Here is a 13,058-nt window from a genome sequence, read left to right on the forward strand (position 1 = left end):
CAGGCGACTGCCGGGGGAAGCTCTCGCCGGGGCGAGCGGGTGAGGGATCATCGAGCATGCACTCGGACGACTGGCACCTGACCGAAGACATCGACGACTTCCTCGCCCGGGCCGGGGACTTCCTGCGTTCGCGCCCCACCCTGCACAACACACCGCTGACCGTCATCGAGAAGCTGCGGACCCGCGGGGCCGAGGCGTTCGGGGCCGGGCCCACCCTGTTCGGCCGGCTGGAGTCGCGGGGTGAGGTCCACGCCGTCTTCTACCGCCTTCCGACCCAGCGCCTGACCCTCACCCCGCTCTCCCCCGAGCACGCCGACGCCCTCGCCGTCCGCCTGTCCGGTGTCGGCCTGCGCCCGGCCGGTGTCACCGCGGACCACGACACGGCCACCGCGTTCACCGAGGCGTGGCAGCGGCACGCGGACGCGGTGGCGGTGCCCCACTGGTGGGGCCGCCTGCACCGGCTCGGCACGCTCACGCCGCCCGGGCCCCGCCCGGAGGGCCGGGGCCGCACGGCGGGCGAGCGGGACCGTGAGCAGGTCATCGGGATGTGCAACGCGTTCGCCGTCGACGTCGGAGAGGCGCCGTCCCCGGACGCCGCCGCCTGGCGCGTCTCACGCTTCGGCGACAAGCACTTCACGTTCTGGGAGACGCCGGACGGCGCCCCGGTCTCCATGGCGGGTTCGACCTCGATGGTCGCGGGCATGGTCCGGGTCGATCCCGTCTACACCCCGGCCCACCTCCGCGGTCGCGGCTACGCGGGCGCCGTGACGGTCGAGGTCAGCCAGGCGGCGCTGGACGCGGGCGCGACGGACGTCGTCCTGTTCACGAACCCGGCCAACCGCACGAGCAACGCCCTCTACCAGCGCATCGGATACGTCCCGGTGGCCGACTTCACCGGGTACGCCTTCTCCTACGACGCGCCGGAAGCCGGTCAGGGATCGCCCCCGCAGCGGTCTTGACGTCTTCGGCCGCAGCGGCGACCCTCAGGGGCGACCTTGTGTCGTACATGACAATCCGAGCCATGGCGCGAGGGAGCCCCGGGGTCCGCGGACCCGGGCGCCCGGGTCCGTCGACCGCGCCATCCCGCCGACCGAGGGAACGTGGGTCGTGACCGTACGCAGAAGCCCGGACCGCCGGCGCAGGGACATCGGCATGGTGTCCCTGCTGCTCCTCCTGCTGACCGCCGTCCTGAGCCCCACGCCGAGTTCGGCGGCGGACGGCGACTGGTGGAACCCGGTCTCCCGCCCCGCACCGGACTCACAGATCAACGTCACCGGTGCGCCGTTCACGGGCACCGACGCCCAGGGCAGGGTGCGGGGCTTCGTCGACGCCCACGACCACATCTTCGCCAACGAGGGCTTCGGCGGTCGTCTCATCTGCGGCAAGCCGTTCTCCCGTGCGGGTGTCGCCGACGCGCTCAAGGACTGCCCCGAGCACTACCCCGACGGCTCGCTCGCCGTCTTCGACTTCATCACCAAGGGCGGTGACGGCAGGCACGACCCGGTCGGCTGGCCCACCTTCAAGGACTGGCCCGCCCACGACTCGCTGACCCACCAGCAGAACTACTACGCCTGGGTGGAGCGGGCCTGGCGCGGCGGCCAGCGCGTGCTGGTCAACGACCTCGTCACCAACGGCGTCATCTGCTCGGTGTACTTCTTCAAGGACCGTGGCTGCGACGAGATGACGTCCCTCCGGCTCCAGGCGAAGCTGACGTACGACCTCCAGGACTACGTCGACGGCATGTACGGCGGTCCCGGCAAGGGCTGGTTCAGGATCGTCACCGACAGCGAGCAGGCCCGCGAGGTCGTCGAGCAGGGCAAACTGGCGGTCGTCCTCGGTGTGGAGACCTCCGAACCGTTCGGCTGCAAGCAGATCCTGGACGTTCCGCAGTGCTCCCGGCACGACATCGACGCCGGCCTGGACGAGCTGTACGGGCTCGGGGTGCGCAGCATGTTCCTGTGCCACAAGTTCGACAACGCGCTGTGCGGGGTGCGCTTCGACTCCGGCACCCTCGGCACGGCGATCAACGTGGGGCAGTTCCTGTCGACCGGCACCTTCTGGAAGACGGAGAAGTGCGCAGGAACCCAGCACGACAACCCCATCGGGAACGCGACGGCGGCCGGGGCCGAGGCGAAGCTCCCGGCGGGGGTCACCGTCCCCGCGTACTCCGCGGACGCGCAGTGCAACACGCGCGGGCTGACCGATCTGGGCGAGTACGCCGTGCGCGGCATGATGAAGCGTCACATGATGTTGGAGATCGACCACATGAGCGTGAAGGCCGTCGGCCGCGCGCTCGACATCCTCGACACCGAGTCCTACCCCGGCGTGCTCTCCTCGCACAGCTGGATGGACATGAACTGGACCGAGCGGGTCTACGGTCTGGGCGGCTTCATCGCCCAGTACATGAACGGCTCCGAGGGATTCACCGCCGAGGCCAGGCGCACCAAGGCCCTGCGCGACAAGTACGGCGTGGGATACGGCTTCGGCACCGACATGAACGGCGTGGGCGGCTGGCCGGGACCGCGCGGCGCCGACACCGCCAACCCCGTCAAGTACCCCTTCCGCAGCGTCGACGGGGGCTCTCTCATCGACCGGCAGACCACGGGCCGGCGCACCTGGGACCTGAACACGGACGGCGCGGCGCACTACGGCCTGGTGCCGGACTGGATCGAGGACATCCGGCGTGTGGGCGGCCAGGACGTGGTGGACGACCTCTTCCGGGGCGCCGAGTCCTATCTCGGCACCTGGGGGGCGACCGAGCGGCACCAGGCGGGTGTGGACCTGGCCAAGGGGGCTTCGGTGACGGCCAGTTCGACCGAGTGGAACCCGTTCACCAGCTACGCGGCGGGCCGGGCCGCGGACGGCTCCCGGGACACGCGCTGGGCCAGCGGGTGGAGCGACGACCAGTGGCTGCGGATCGACCTGGGCTCGACCCACCTGGTCAGGCGGGTCACGCTCGACTGGGAACGCGCGTACGGCAGGTCGTATCGCGTCGAGCTCTCGACGGACGGCGAGAACTGGCGCACCGCCTGGTCCACCACGAGCGGCGACGGCGGTCTCGACACCGTCCGGTTCAGCGGCACACCCGCCCGCTACGTCCGCGTCACGGGCACGGAGCGCGGCACGCAGTGGGGCTACTCGCTGTACGAGGTCGGCGTCTACAGCGGCTGAGGACGGCACCCGGAGGCGCCGCCGGCCGCTGAGGGCAGCGCCGGCGGCACCGCCGGCTCAGGCGCGCGCCGCCACGTACAGGCTCTGGGTGCTGCGGCCGAGCGGTCCCTTCTCGTCGTGCAGGGCGGACTCGGCGAGGCCGATGCCCGCGCCGTCCACCATCGTCCGGGCGTCCAGGCAGACCCACTCGCCCTGGGGATGGCGGTGCAGGGTGACGGTGAGGTCGCTGTTGACGAAGACGTAGCGCTTGAAGTCCAGTTCGGCACTGATGCCGTTGCCCGAGTCGGCGGCCGTCAGTACCCGGCTGAGCGGCCTGACCTCCTCGCCCGCGACCAGGGGCACCCGCATCCGCATCCACGCCGTGGCCGGCCCGGTCTCCAGGAACGAGCCCGCGGCGAAGCGCACCTCCATGGCGGTGTGGTAGCCCTGCTCCCAGGGGACCGGGAAGAAGGCCTTCTCGGGCACCACCCCGGGTCCGGGCAAGCGGGGCCCCGGCGCGACGTCCGGCACCGAGTCCGGCGCCGTCCGCATCAGCAGGGCCGTCACGCGCATCACCTCTTCGCCGCCGTCGGGGGCGAGCCCCGCCTCCACGAGTTCGACGCTGCGGCCGGCGCGCAGGACGCGCGTGGTCACGGTGAGCGGCCTGATCAGGACCGGCCGCATGATCTCGTACGTGAGCCGGGCGATCCTCATGTCCGCTCGTGCGCCCGGCCGTTGCTCGACGGCCAGGGCGAGCAGCGCGGCCGGCGGACCGGCGTGCTGGGAGCCCGCGTCCCACGGCCCCCGGGTGTACCCGGTGGGCAGGAAGCGCTCCGCGGTCTGCCGCTCGTAGAAGGCCTCGGCTTCCGACACGGACATGGTGGTCCCTCCTGACACGCGCGACTGTCCGCCGACCATGTTACTGAGCGCTTGCTCATTCCGGCAGGGCCGGCGGCGTCCCTGTCGGCGTGACCCGTCCCGGACGGCGGTGGGCGGCAGTCGGGCGGGGCTGACCCGCTCGCCCAGGCGAGCCCGGACCGGCCCTCCAGCGGCCCGCCATGGTCGCCGGGTAGAAGTCGTCGGCCTGCCGGATCGCCCCGTCGAAGTCGGCCAGCGCGTGCTGCAGCGGCTCGTAGACGGCTTCTGGTTCTTCGCAGCGGTGGCCCTGCCGGCCGTCGCCGCCGTCCTCACCCTGCCGGACCGGTCCGCGCCCGCACGGGAGGAAGCGGCCGGACCGGCACTGTGACGCGCGGTGCCCGAGGCGCCGCCCGTCACCCCTCCCCCAGTCCCCCCAGTTCCTTCTCCATCAGCGTGAAGGACTTGGGCGCCCCGCCCGGCTGCGGCTTGCCCTCCTTGCGGCCCACGACGCGGTAACCGGCGTTCAGGTAGTAGGCGTTGAGCGGCGCGTTGCCGGCCAGGCAGTCCAGCCGCGCGTACGACCGTCCCACCGCGGCCACCCGGTCCTCCGCTGCGCTCAGCAGCACCCGCCCTGTGCCGGGCGCGGCGGCGCCCCGGTCCACCATGAGCCGGTGCACGTATCCGGCGACGGGTGGCCGCGGCCCCCAGGCGTCCTCGTCCTGCCACCACAGCTCCCAGGCGCCGACCACGCTCCCGCCGGTCTCCGCGAGCCACACCTCGCCGTGCGCCATGACCCGGCGGAAGTGGTCCTCGCCCAGTTCCCCGGGCCGCCACTGCCCGGTGACACCCCGGCCGAGCATCCAGCGGGCCGCGGCGTCGCGAAGCCGGACGAGGGCCGCCAGGTCGGGTTCGGCGGCCGGGCGGAGACGCAGGTCGTCCATCAGGTCGGGCCGGCCTAGAAGTTGATCATGTGCCCGGCCAGGCCGTGCACGGCCTCCTTGACCGCCTCGCCCAGGGTGGGGTGGGCGTGGACGTTGCGGGCGACCTCGTGGACCGTCAGGTCCCACTGCTGGGCCAGGGTGAGTTCGGGCAGCAGCTCGGTGACGTCCGGGCCGATCAGGTGGCCGCCGAGCAGTTCGCCGTACTTGGCGTCGCTGATCAGCTTCACGAAGCCGCTGGCGTCGCCGAGGCCGTGCGACTTGCCGTTGGCGGTGAAGGGGAACTTGGCGACCTTGACGTCGTGTCCGAGCTCCCGGGCCTGCGCCTCGGTGTAGCCGAAACTGGCGATCTGGGGCTGGCAGTAGGTCGCGCGCGGGATCATCACGTAGTTCAGCTCCATGGTCTCCGCGTCGGCGATGGTCTCGGCGGCGACGATGCCCATCGCCTCGGCGGCGTGCGCGAGCATCAGCTTCGCCGTGACGTCGCCGATGGCGAAGATGTGCGGCACCGAAGTGCGGCAGCGGCCGTCCACGTCGATGGCGCCGCGGTCCGTCAGCCGTACGCCGGTCTTGTCCAGGCCGTAGCCCTCGACGTTGGGGCCGAAGCCGATCGCCTGGAGCACCTTGTCGGCCTCCAGCACCTGCTGCGCGCCGTCCTTCGCGGTGACCGTGACCCGGACCTTGGGTCCGGACTCGTCGATGGCGTCGACCCGGGTCGAGGTCAGCACGTCGATGCCCAGCTTGCGGTACTGGCGGGCGAGCTCGGCCGAGACCTCGGCGTCCTCCAGCGGGGTCATCCGGTCGAGGAACTCGACGATGGTGACCTTCACGCCGTAGTTGTGCAGCACGTAGGCGAACTCCACGCCGATCGCCCCGGCGCCCGCGATCACGATGGACCCCGGCAGTTCCTCGGCGAGGATCTGCTCCTCGTAGGTCACCACCCGGGAGGTCCGGCGGGTGCCGGGCAGCAGCTTCGGCGTGGCACCGGTGGCGATGATGCAGTGCTCGAAGCCGATGGTGCGGGTCGAGCCGTCGTACCCCGCCACCTCCAGCGTGTGCGGGTCGAGGAAGGTGCCGCGGCCGTCGAGCTCGGTGATCTTGTTCTTCTTCATCAGGTAGTGGACGCCCTTGACCCGGCCGTCGGCGACCTTGCGGCTGCGGCGGAAGGCCTCGCCGTAGTCGAACGACACCTGTCCGTCGACCTTGATGCCGAAGGTCTTCGCCTCGCGGGTGAAGATGTGCGCCAGCTCGGCGTTGCGCAGCAGCGCCTTGCTCGGGATGCAGCCCACGTTCAGGCACACCCCGCCCCAGTACTTCTCCTCGACCACGGCGACGCGCTTGCCGAGCTGCGCGGCCCGGACGGCGGCGACGTAGCCGCCGGGTCCGGCTCCGAGGACCACGACGTCGAAGCGTTCGTCCAGCTCGGGCATGGGGTGTGTCCTCTCGTGGAGCGGTACGGGGCGTCGGACGGGATCGGCCGCCCTTCCCGTGGATCATCCATGCGCCGGACCGGCCACCGCAACCGCTTCTCGACGATCTTGCCGGGCTTCGTCCGGAGCGGGTCCGCGGACGGGCGGGTTCACCCCCGGCGTTCCGCCCCCGGCCGCGCGGCGCGGGCCAGCAGGAGCACCAGCAGTCCGCAGCCGGCGACCAGCAGCCAGCCGGGGCGGGTGGCGCGGGCGAGCTGGGCGGGCCCGGTGCCCGCGACCAGGCCGCCGGCCAGCGCGACGCCGAGCGCGGAGCCGAGCTGGCGCGCGGTGGACGTGAGGGCGCCCGCCACGCCCGCGCGTGCGGCCGGCAGTCCGCCGACGGCGGTGTCGGTGATCGGCGCGTTGGCGAAGCCGAACCCGACGCCGATGAGCAGGTGGGCGAGGAGGATCAGGTACAGGCTCGTGTGCCGGTCGAGCCCGGTCAGGCAGAGTCCGCCGGCCGCGAGGAAGCCGCCCGCCAGGAGCAGCGGCAGCCGGGGTCCGAGCCGCCCCACCAGGCGGCCGGACCAGGGGGCGCAGACGGTCGCTCCGAGGGCCATGGGGAGGGTCGCCGTCCCGGCCTGAAGGGCCGTGAATCCCCGGGTGTGCTGGAGGTAGAAGGTGTTGAGCAGCAGGGTGGTGTTCAGGGCGACGAAGACGGCGACCGCGCCCAGGACCGCGCCGGTGAAGGCGGGGCCGCGGAAGAGGCGCGGGTCCATCAGGGGCTCGGCCCTGCGGGACTCCACCCAGCCGAATCCCGCCGTCGCCGCGGCGACGACCAGGCAGGCGGACGTGGCGGCGGGCGAGGTCCATCCGACGCGGGGGCCCTCGATGAGCACGCCGACCCCGGTCGCCATGGCCACGGCGAGCAGGGTCTGCCCGGGCAGGTCGAGCCGACGCGGCCGGGCCGCCCGCGACTCGGGTACGAAGCGCGCGCTGAGCACCAGGGCGGCCGCGACGACCGGGGTGTTGACCCAGAACAGGGAGCGCCAGCCGAACCCGGCGACGAGCGCGCCGCCGGTGACGGGGCCGACGGCCATGCTGAGGCCGAACACGGACGCCCAGACGCCGATGGCCCGGGCCCGTTCCCTCGGGTCGGGCATCGCGTTCACCACGATGGCGAGGGCGACGGGGCTGAGCATCGAGGCGCCGACGCCCTGCACCGCGCGGGCCGCGACGAGCGCGCCCACCGAGGGCGCCGCCGCGCACGCCAGCGAGGCCACGCCGAACACCGCGAGCCCGGACCGGAACACGCGCCGGCGTCCGAACCGGTCGGCCAGCGCGCCGGAGGAGATCAGCAGACCGGCGAGGACGACGGTGTAGGCGTCCACGGTCCACTCCAGGCTCCGCGTCCCGGCGCCCAGGCCGCGCCCGACGGCGGGCAGGCCGACGTTCACGACGGTGGTGTCAAGACCGACCAGGAACATGCTCAGACAGCAGACGGCCAGCACCGTCCACCGTCCGCGGGCGCTCAGCGCGGGCGGCGCGGAGGGAGTCGTCATCGTGGTCATGGTGGGCCTCTCACGTCCGGGAGCAGTGCCCGGTCAGGCTCGGCGAGGGCGGCGGCGCCCGGCGAGCGGATTTGCGGAAACCGCAAAAAGGCGGGTGCTCCGCGCCGCCGTCCGTCGGACACTGTGCCGTGTGGACGAGGAACTGCAGCGGCTGCTCGACGGCATCGGACCCCGGTTGCGGGCACTGCGCCGGGACCGCGGGCTCACACTCGAACAACTGGGGACGGACACCGGATTGTCGGTGAGCACGCTGTCCCGGCTGGAGTCGGGCAGGCGGCGCCCGACCCTCGACCTGCTGATCCCGCTCGCGCGTGCGCACCGGGTCGCCCTGGACGACCTGGTGGCGGCGCCGGCCACCGGCGACCCCCGGGTGCACCTGAAGCCGGTACGCAAGGGCCGTGCCGACGTCGTGGTGCCCCTGACCCGGTACCCGGGCCGGGTCCAGGTGTTCAAGCACCTGCTGGCTCCCAGGGAACCGAAGCTGGTGAGCCACGAGGGCCATGAGTGGCTCTACGTCCTCGCGGGCGAACTGCGCCTGCTCCTCGGCACGCGGGAGCACCTGCTCCGCCCGGGCGAGGTGGCCGAGTTCGACACGAGGGAGCCGCACTGGTTCGGCCCGGCCGGCTCAACACCCGTGGAGATCCTGCACCTCTTCGGCCCGCGGGGCGATCAGGCCGTCGTCCGCGCGAAGCCCTCGGCCGACGGGTGAGCGGCTACGGCGGCGCGACGAAGCCCATTTGGTTGAACAGAACCCCAAAACCGCAGGTCGCCCCCGAGATGCACGCGGACGGCGGGTCCCCTAGCGTGGTGATTGAGAGTGCGTCCAGGGTGTTCCTCTCCCTTGTCGTGGGGTTCGGCGGACGGTCCCGTCATCGCCGGCTACACCACACCCCCCAGGAGACATCATGGGCACGGTTCCCACCTCCCACCGCCCTGTCCCGGTGTACGCCCTCGCCGGGATACGAATCCTCAACGGCGCCGCCGGTCTGCTGGCTCCCGAGTTGCTCATCCGGCGGTTCGACCCCGACCGCCAACCCCCGAGCCCGGCGGCCGTCTACGCGTTCCGCCTCTTCGGCATCCGGACGGTCCTGCTCGGCCTCGATCTGCTGATCCACACCGGCGATCGACTGCGCGCGGACCTGTACGAGGGCATCCTCATCCACGGCAGTGACACCGCGACGGCGGCCACCCTCGGCGTCCACCGGCAGGTGTCGACGCGCACCGCGGTGACGACCACCCTGATCTCGGCCGTCAACACCGCGCTGGCCATCAGCGCCAGTGCCTCACTCGCCAACTCGCCCAAGGACAAGCCGAAGTGAACGCAGAGCCCTGGGCCGCCCCGGCCGCCGAGACGGGCTTCGACTACGTCGTGGTCGGCGCCGGTGCCGGTGGCGGACCGCTCGCGGCCAACCTCGCGGCGGCGGGGATGCGCACCCTGCTCCTCGACGCCGGGGGCGCCGAGGACGACGACAACTACCTGGTGCCGGCCTTCCACGCCGACGCCTCCGAGGACCCCGTCCAGTGCTGGAACTACTACGTGCGGCACTACGCGGACGAACAGCGGCAGCGGCGCGACAGCAAGCTCGTGCCGGACCGGGGCGTCCTCTATCCGCGTGCGGGGGCGGTCGGCGGGTGCACCGCGCACCACGCGCTGATCACCGTCTATCCGTACAACCGTGACTGGGACGCCATCGCGGAGGAGACCGGGGACGCGAGCTGGCACAGCGCGGCCATGCGGCGCTACTTCGAGCGCCTCGAGCGCTGCAGCTACCTGCCCAGGCCCAAGGAGCCGCCGGGCAACCGGCTGCTGGCCACGCTGCTGCGGGCCCTGCCCGTGGTGGGCGCCCGGTACCGCAACGACGCCCGGCACGGGTACGACGGCTGGCTGCCGACCGCGCTGGCGGATCCTCACCTGGCGGTGCGGGACGAGCAGTTGCTGAAGATCGTCCTGTCCGCCGCCGAGGACCAGCTCGCCGAACTCCTCGACCGGCCGCTGTCCCCGCTCGAAGGGCTCGGCTCCCTCGTCGATCCCAACGACTGGCGGGTGCAGACCCATGCCCTGCAGGGGCTGTGGCAGATCCCGCTGTCCACGGCGGGCGGCCGGCGCAGCGCGGTCCGCGAACGCGTCCAGGCCGTCCAGCGGGACCATCCGGACGGGCTCGTGGTCCGCACCCACGCGCTGGCCGCCCGGATCGTCCTGGACGGCGATGGCGAGGCGGCCGGCGTCGACTACCTGGACGAGCGGCACGCCTACCGGGCCGACCCCGCCGCCGGACCGGACGCCGGGCCGCCGGTGCTGCGCCGGGTCCTCGCCTCCCGGGAGGTGATCCTGGCCGCCGGCGCGTTCAACACGCCCCAGCTGCTGATGCTCTCGGGCATCGGACCGCCCGAGGAGCTGCGCCGGCACGGCATCGCGGTGCGGGCCGCTCTGCCCGGGGTGGGCACGAACCTCCAGGACCGCTACGAGGTCGGCGTGGTCAGCCAGATGGACCGGGAGTTCCCGGTCATCAAGGAGTGCGACTTCCACGCACCGGGGCCGGGCACCGAACCGGACCCCTGCTACCGGGCCTGGCAGCGCGGGGAGGGCCTCTACACCACCAACGGCGCCGTCCTCGGCATCACCCGCAAGTCACGCCCGGACCTGGACGCCCCCGACCTGTTCGTCTTCGGCGGCCCCTTCGACTTCCGCGGCTACCGACCCGGCTACTCCCTCGACCTGACCCGCCACAAGGACCGCTTCACCTGGGCCGTCCTCAAGAGCCGTACCCACAACACCGGGGGCCGGGTCCGGCTGCGCTCCGCCGACCCGCGCGACACCCCGCTGATCGACTTCCACTACTTCGACGAGGGCACGGACGCGGCCGGCCTCGACCTGGAGGCGATGGCCGACGCCGTGGAGTTCGTCCGCGGGATGAACCGCAGGGCCGGCTCGGTGATCCTCACGGAGCTGTGGCCCGGCGACGCGGCCGCCGACCGCGAGGCGGTCAAGCGGTTCGTCCGGGACGAGGCGTGGGGCCATCACGCGTCGTGCACCTGCCGGATGGGGCGCGCCGAGGACCCCTCGGCGGTGGTCGACAGCGACTTCCGGGTCCGCGGGGTGGGCCGGCTGCGGATCGTCGACGCCTCGGTGTTCCCCCGTATCCCCGGCTTCTTCGTCGCCGCCCCCATCTACATGATCAGTGAGAAGGCGAGCGATGTGATCCTCTCCGCCGCGGCCCGCACCTGACCGCAGCCTCCCCGACGCGACACGACCAGGAGTCACCCAAGGAGTATCCCGATGAGCACGCACCGACGCGCCGCACGGCCCGCCACGACCGGATACCGCACCTCACTCCCCTGGCGGATCGTCACCGCCGCCGCCCACTACGTCGACCGCCGCGTCGGCTGGGACCGACTGCCCGTCCTCGCGGGCCTGCTGACGCTGTTCGGCCTGCGGGTCAAACTGCGGCAGAAGAACCTGTACGACACCGGCGTGCTGCCCGCGGTCGACGAGCCCCAGCCCGCGCCGCCGTCCGCGAGCCACCGCGTCGACCGGACCGCCGACGGCAGCCACAACGACCTCGCCGAGCCGCGCATGGGCATGGCGGGCACCCGCTTCGGCCGGAACATCCCGCTGGACGCCATCGCGCCGGCCGCGCCCGAGGACGTGCTGTCCGCGCCCAGTCCGCGCGAGGTCAGCCGGGCGCTGCTGACCCGCGACCGGCTCATCCCGGCCGAGTCCGTCAACTCCCTGGTGTCCGCCTGGCTCCAGTTCATGATCCGCGACTGGTTCAGCCACGGCACCAGCCCCACCGACCGGCCCTGGGAGGTCCCCCTGGTGGCGGACGACCCCTGGCCGGAGAACCCGATGCGGATCCTGCGGACCCCGGACGACCCGACCCGCGACCCGCAGGCGCCCCCCGGGACGCCCGACACCCGCGTGAACGTGTCCTCCCACTGGTGGGACGCGTCCCAGATCTACGGGAAGAACGAGGCGGAGCAGCAACGGCTGCGCACCGGGCGGCTGGGCAGGCTGCACCTGTGGGACGACGAGCAGGCCCCCGTCCCGGCGGACCCCACCCAGGACCCCACCCGGGTGCCCGGCTTCTGGCTCGGACTCGCCATGATGCAGGACCTGTTCACCCGGGAGCACAACGCGATCTGCGACCACCTGCACGGCGTCTACCCGTCCTGGAGCGACGAGGAGCTGTTCCAGCGCGCCCGGCTGGTCAACTCCGCACTCCTCGCCAAGATCCACACCGTGGAGTGGACACCGGCCGTGATCAGCCACCCCACCACCGTCAAGGCGCTGCGCGCCAACTGGTGGGGCGTCGCGGGCGAACGCGTGCACAACCTCTTCGGCCGGGTCAGCGGCAGCGAGGTGGTCAGCGGCATCCCCGGTGGCGAGACCGACCACTACGGCGTGCCGTACTCCCTCACCGAGGAGTTCGTGGCGGTCTACCGCATGCACCCGCTGATCCGCGACGAGTGGCACCTGCGCGCCGCGGCCGACGACGCGTCCCTGCGGCACTGCACCCTGCGGGACATCTCGGGCCCGGGGGCGCTGAAGTTCCTGGAGACCACGGAGATGGCCGACCTGCTCTACAGTTTCGGCACGCTCCACCCGGGGCTGGTCACCCTGCACAACTTCCCCGCGTTCCTCCAGGAGTTCGAGCGGCCGGACGGCCACCTGCAGGACCTGGCCGCCACCGACATCCTGCGCTCGCGGGAGCTGGGGGTGCCCCGCTACAACGAGTTCCGGCGGCTGCTGCGGCTCGAGCCCGCGCGGAGCTTCGCGGAGCTGGCGCACGACCCGGCGACGGCCGGGCGGATCGAGCGGCTCTACGACGGCGACATCGAGAAGGTCGACCTGATGGTCGGGCTGTACGCGGAGAAGCTCCCGGCCGGATTCGCGTTCAGCGACACCGCGTTCCGCATCTTCATCCTGATGGCGTCGCGCCGGCTGAACAGCGACCGGTTCTTCACCACGTACTACACCCCCGAGGTGTACTCCAGGGCCGGCATGGCCTGGATCGACGACAACAGCATGATCACGGTTCTGCTGCGGCACCACCCCGAGCTGCGTACGGCCCTGTCCGGGCTGACCAACGCCTTCGTGCCGTGGCACAGCGCCGCACGGAAGGACGGCTGAG

The 13,058-nt window shown here is 72.5% G+C and carries 11 protein-coding genes; 7 read left to right on the forward strand and 4 right to left on the reverse strand.

Annotated features, from left to right (window positions below; translation table 11 throughout):
• The first annotated feature begins 56 nt into the window (after positions 1 to 56).
• The gene (locus PV343_RS12560) at positions 57 to 959 is read left to right on the forward strand and encodes a GNAT family N-acetyltransferase (protein WP_319146947.1); all 903 of its coding nucleotides are present in this window, start codon (positions 57 to 59) and stop codon (positions 957 to 959) included.
• Positions 960 to 1,152: 193 nt separating this feature from the next.
• On the forward strand, positions 1,153 to 3,171 hold the full coding sequence (locus tag PV343_RS12565) for a discoidin domain-containing protein (protein WP_319147085.1): 2,019 nt from the start codon (positions 1,153 to 1,155) through the stop codon (positions 3,169 to 3,171).
• Positions 3,172 to 3,228: 57 nt separating this feature from the next.
• Here PV343_RS12565 and PV343_RS12570 read toward each other — a convergent pair whose 3' ends face one another.
• Positions 3,229 to 4,029: a thioesterase family protein gene (locus PV343_RS12570; protein WP_319146948.1), complete on the reverse strand. Its 801-nt coding sequence runs from the start codon at positions 4,027 to 4,029 to the stop codon at positions 3,229 to 3,231.
• Positions 4,030 to 4,267: 238 nt separating this feature from the next.
• Here PV343_RS12570 and PV343_RS12575 point away from each other — a divergent pair, with 238 nt between their 5' ends.
• Positions 4,268 to 4,396: a hypothetical protein gene (locus PV343_RS12575; RefSeq protein WP_319146949.1), complete on the forward strand. Its 129-nt coding sequence runs from the start codon at positions 4,268 to 4,270 to the stop codon at positions 4,394 to 4,396.
• 25 nt (positions 4,397 to 4,421) lie between these two features.
• On the opposite strand, the gene PV343_RS12580 is transcribed toward PV343_RS12575, so the two are convergent.
• The 3 genes from PV343_RS12580 to PV343_RS12590 all read right to left on the reverse strand — a co-directional run bounded on the left by PV343_RS12580 (position 4,422) and on the right by PV343_RS12590 (position 7,917).
• Positions 4,422 to 4,949, reverse strand: coding sequence for a GNAT family N-acetyltransferase (locus tag PV343_RS12580; protein ID WP_319146950.1), 528 nt, complete (start codon positions 4,947 to 4,949; stop codon positions 4,422 to 4,424).
• Between the two features lie 14 nt (positions 4,950 to 4,963).
• Positions 4,964 to 6,376, reverse strand: a complete 1,413-nt coding sequence (lpdA, locus tag PV343_RS12585) for a dihydrolipoyl dehydrogenase (RefSeq protein ID WP_319146951.1) — start codon at positions 6,374 to 6,376, stop codon at positions 4,964 to 4,966.
• A 149-nt stretch (positions 6,377 to 6,525) separates the two neighbouring features.
• Entirely contained in the window at positions 6,526 to 7,917 is a 1,392-nt protein-coding gene (locus PV343_RS12590) for an MFS transporter (RefSeq protein ID WP_319146952.1), read from the reverse strand.
• A gap of 130 nt (positions 7,918 to 8,047) precedes the next feature.
• Between PV343_RS12590 and PV343_RS12595 the strand changes: the two genes are divergently transcribed.
• From PV343_RS12595 to PV343_RS12610, 4 genes are all read left to right on the forward strand, one after another.
• Positions 8,048 to 8,635: a helix-turn-helix domain-containing protein gene (locus PV343_RS12595; protein ID WP_387953262.1), complete on the forward strand. Its 588-nt coding sequence runs from the start codon at positions 8,048 to 8,050 to the stop codon at positions 8,633 to 8,635.
• Positions 8,636 to 8,831: 196 nt separating this feature from the next.
• Positions 8,832 to 9,245: a hypothetical protein gene (locus PV343_RS12600; RefSeq protein ID WP_319146954.1), complete on the forward strand. Its 414-nt coding sequence runs from the start codon at positions 8,832 to 8,834 to the stop codon at positions 9,243 to 9,245.
• Entirely contained in the window at positions 9,242 to 11,152 is a 1,911-nt protein-coding gene (locus PV343_RS12605) for a GMC family oxidoreductase (protein WP_319146955.1), read from the forward strand. Before PV343_RS12600 ends, PV343_RS12605 begins: the two co-directional genes overlap by 4 nt.
• Positions 11,153 to 11,203: 51 nt before the next feature.
• A complete protein-coding gene (locus PV343_RS12610; RefSeq protein ID WP_319146956.1) occupies positions 11,204 to 13,057 on the forward strand; it encodes a peroxidase family protein in 1,854 nt (617 codons plus the stop codon).
• Position 13,058 lies beyond the last annotated feature (1 nt).

The sequence above is a fragment of the Streptomyces sp. WI03-4A genome, from assembly GCF_033792105.1.
In the GTDB taxonomy this organism is placed as follows: Bacteria; Actinomycetota; Actinomycetes; order Streptomycetales; family Streptomycetaceae; genus Streptomyces; species Streptomyces collinus_A.

Excerpts from the sequence above, each read along its gene's own strand:
- PV343_RS12560 (WP_319146947.1), top strand. The coding sequence starts at position 57 with ATGCACTCGGACGACTGGCACCTGACCGAAGACATCGACGACTTCCTC.
- PV343_RS12565 (WP_319147085.1), top strand. The coding sequence starts at position 1,153 with ATGGTGTCCCTGCTGCTCCTCCTGCTGACCGCCGTCCTGAGCCCCACG.
- PV343_RS12570 (WP_319146948.1), bottom strand. The coding sequence starts at position 4,029 with ATGTCCGTGTCGGAAGCCGAGGCCTTCTACGAGCGGCAGACCGCGGAG.
- PV343_RS12580 (WP_319146950.1), bottom strand. The coding sequence starts at position 4,949 with ATGGACGACCTGCGTCTCCGCCCGGCCGCCGAACCCGACCTGGCGGCC.
- lpdA (WP_319146951.1), bottom strand. The coding sequence starts at position 6,376 with ATGCCCGAGCTGGACGAACGCTTCGACGTCGTGGTCCTCGGAGCCGGA.
- PV343_RS12590 (WP_319146952.1), bottom strand. The coding sequence starts at position 7,917 with ATGACGACTCCCTCCGCGCCGCCCGCGCTGAGCGCCCGCGGACGGTGG.
- PV343_RS12600 (WP_319146954.1), top strand. The coding sequence starts at position 8,832 with ATGGGCACGGTTCCCACCTCCCACCGCCCTGTCCCGGTGTACGCCCTC.
- PV343_RS12610 (WP_319146956.1), top strand. The coding sequence starts at position 11,204 with ATGAGCACGCACCGACGCGCCGCACGGCCCGCCACGACCGGATACCGC.